We start from the raw sequence: 3,133 nt of genomic DNA on the forward strand, positions 1-3,133 counted from the left end.
AATTGTAAATAAACAGTGAATGAGAAATCAGATTAAATTTACAATCTTTACAAAGTTTACAAATGGTCGATAAACCGCGTCATATCAATGTTTTAATATTGCGTTAATATGACCTTCATAATTACTCAATGGAAAATTACTTGAAAATTTCTGAGAAAAAATTGAAAAAAAGGAAAAATAAATTGCGTGGCTTTGATTTCAAACATGAAAAAAGCATTTTTATCGTCTTATTTTACAATGAGGTTACAAAAAGACATAAAAAAACTAGAATGCACTGCACTCTAGTTTCATTATATTTCATATTAAGATTGGTTTTCTGATTCGGCGATGGCTTCCCCTTTTTTGGTTAAGCTGATTTTACCTGTTTCAATATCAATGATTTTCTTCTTATATAAATGACCAATAGCACGTTTGAATGATCCTTTGCTCATATTAAAGACTTCTTTGATTGCTTCTGGACTTGATTTATCCCAAAATGGCAACTCTCCATCATACTCTACAAGTAAGTCAAAAATAACTTGGCCATCATCATCTAAACGTTCATGCGCTAATGGTAAGAAAGAACCATTTAATTCGCCTTTATCGTTATGGCCAATGATTCTCACATTGACTGCTTCACCTAATCTTGGTTCTGACTTTCTTTCGCTTTCATGTACAAAGATTTTATATCCATCTTTGGATAACAAGAAACTTCCTATCTTTAATACACGATATGCACGTGCTTCGATAATATTATTTTGAAGTGAATCATCATGCACAGGTGTGTACATTTGACTGACAATTGTTTCTGAAGCAAGTCGACCAAACATTTGCTTCTCGCTATCAATTCTTAATGTCGCAAGCACTTCATCGCCGTTTTGCGGCCATAATGATTTAACTTTTGGTAAATCTTCCCATGGAATTAAAACTTCACGAGGGAGTCCTGCATCTACTTTCGCACCATCGCGATCTGTTTTTAGTACTTTTACATAGTCATATTTGGTTGTTGTAATGTCTGGCATGTTTTGAGTCGCAAATAATTCGCCAGAGCGGTTTGGATAAATGAAGAAACTATATTCTTCACCTATTTCTAGGTCATCTTCTTCATTTACTTCTGATTGATTGAGTTTCACTTCTTCGCCATTTGGGCCTTCTAGTTGGTATGTTGAACCGTTCAAACCGACTACTTTGAGAAATTCAATTGTACCGATAATATCGTTATCTTTTAAAGCCATAATAACTCCTTCCACTTTCTGTATTAGGCATATTATAACATGGTTAACATTTGTATAGACAGAACTTCTATCGATTCTTTCTATAATATAGATGATTTACGGTTCTTTAACCGCATTATATCGAAAGAAACGCGTTTGTGTGGTATAATTCATGCGTTAGAAATATCAATTAATGGAGGAAATTCATGTTACAAGTTACTGATGTAAGTTTGCGATTTGGCGATCGTAAATTGTTTGAAGATGTAAATATCAAATTTACAGAAGGTAATTGCTATGGTTTGATTGGCGCAAACGGTGCAGGTAAATCTACTTTCTTAAAAATACTTTCTGGTGAATTAGATTCACAAACAGGTCATGTTTCAATGGGTAAAAACGAAAGACTTGCGATTTTAAAACAAGATCACTTTGCTTATGAAGATGAACGTGTATTAGATGTTGTGATTCAAGGACATGAGCGTTTATATGAAGTGATGAAAGAAAAAGACGAAATTTATATGAAACCAGACTTCAGCGATGAAGATGGTATTCGTGCTGCAGAATTAGAAGGCGAATTCGCTGAAATGAATGGTTGGAATGCTGAAGCAGATGCAGCAACATTATTATCAGGTTTAGGCATTCCTGCTGAATTGCATGATAAAAAGATGTCTGAATTAGAAAACAACCAAAAAGTAAAAGTATTATTAGCTCAAAGTTTATTCGGTGAACCTGATGTGCTTTTACTTGATGAGCCTACCAACGGTTTAGATATCCCTGCGATCAGCTGGTTAGAGGATTTCTTAATCAACTTTGAAAATACAGTCATTGTAGTTTCCCATGACCGTCACTTCTTAAATAACGTATGTACACATATTGCTGATTTAGACTTCGGTAAAATCAAAGTGTATGTCGGAAACTATGACTTCTGGTATCAATCAAGTCAACTTGCTCAAAAAATGGCGCAAGAACAAAACAAGAAAAAAGAAGAAAAAATCAAAGAATTACAAGACTTCATTGCACGTTTCTCTGCGAATGCTTCTAAATCTAAACAAGCAACAAGTCGTAAGAAACAATTAGAAAAAATCGAGTTAGATGATATCCAACCATCATCTCGTCGTTATCCATTTGTGAAGTTCACACCAGAACGTGAAATTGGTAATGACTTATTATTCGTAGAAAACGTATCAAAAACAATCGATGGCGAAAAAGTCTTAGATAACATTTCATTTACAATGTTCCCTAACGATAAAGCTGTGCTTGTTGGAGATAGCGAAATTGCGAAAACAACATTGCTTAAAATTTTAGCTGGTGAAATGGAACCAGATGAAGGTACAGTTAAATGGGGTGTGACAACTTCACGTACGTACTTCCCTAAAGATAACTCAGAATTCTTTGATGGCGTGAATTTAACATTAGTCGATTGGCTAAGACAATATGCACCAGAAGATGAACAAACTGAGACATTCTTACGCGGTTTCTTAGGCCGTATGTTATTCAGCGGTGAAGAAGTGAAGAAAAAAGCAAGTGTTCTTTCAGGTGGAGAGAAAGTTCGTTGTATGTTAAGTAAGATGATGCTTTCAAGCGCAAACGTCCTATTAATGGATGAACCTACAAACCACTTAGACTTAGAAAGTATTACTGCTGTGAATGATGGATTGAAATCATTTAAAGGTTCAATCATCTTCACATCACATGACTTTGAGTTTATTAATACAATCGCAAACCGTGTGATCGACTTAAATCCACAAGGCGCCCTTTCTAAAGAAATCAGCTATGAAGAGTACTTAAAAGAAACTGGTGTTTTAAGCTAGAAATCATTGGGGCTGGGACATAAATCCAGTCTCAAATAAAAGCCGAGGAGAATCTTTAATGATTTTCCTCGGCTTTTTATATAAAATACTCATATTATTTCAAAAAAATAAAGCCCTCACGTATAATTAGAG

2 protein-coding genes are annotated in these 3,133 nt (G+C 34.5%); one reads left to right on the forward strand and one right to left on the reverse strand.

Annotation, left to right across the window (positions count from 1 at the left end):
• Positions 1-302 precede the first annotated feature (302 nt).
• Complete coding sequence (gene cvfB / locus BU038_RS12095; protein WP_107606222.1) at positions 303-1,214, reverse strand: RNA-binding virulence regulatory protein CvfB; 912 nt, start codon at positions 1,212-1,214, stop codon at positions 303-305.
• 185 nt (positions 1,215-1,399) lie between these two features.
• Here cvfB and BU038_RS12100 point away from each other — a divergent pair, with 185 nt between their 5' ends.
• Entirely contained in the window at positions 1,400-3,001 is a 1,602-nt protein-coding gene (locus tag BU038_RS12100; RefSeq protein ID WP_107606223.1) for an ABC-F family ATP-binding cassette domain-containing protein, read from the forward strand.
• Positions 3,002-3,133: the final 132 nt, after the last annotated feature.

This window comes from Staphylococcus simulans (assembly GCF_003043455.1).
GTDB classification, from domain to species: domain Bacteria; phylum Bacillota; class Bacilli; order Staphylococcales; family Staphylococcaceae; genus Staphylococcus; species Staphylococcus simulans_A.

Coding starts and splice junctions, on each gene's coding strand:
- cvfB (WP_107606222.1), bottom strand. CDS start 1,214: ATGGCTTTAAAAGATAACGATATTATCGGTACAATTGAATTTCTCAAA.
- BU038_RS12100 (WP_107606223.1), top strand. CDS start 1,400: ATGTTACAAGTTACTGATGTAAGTTTGCGATTTGGCGATCGTAAATTG.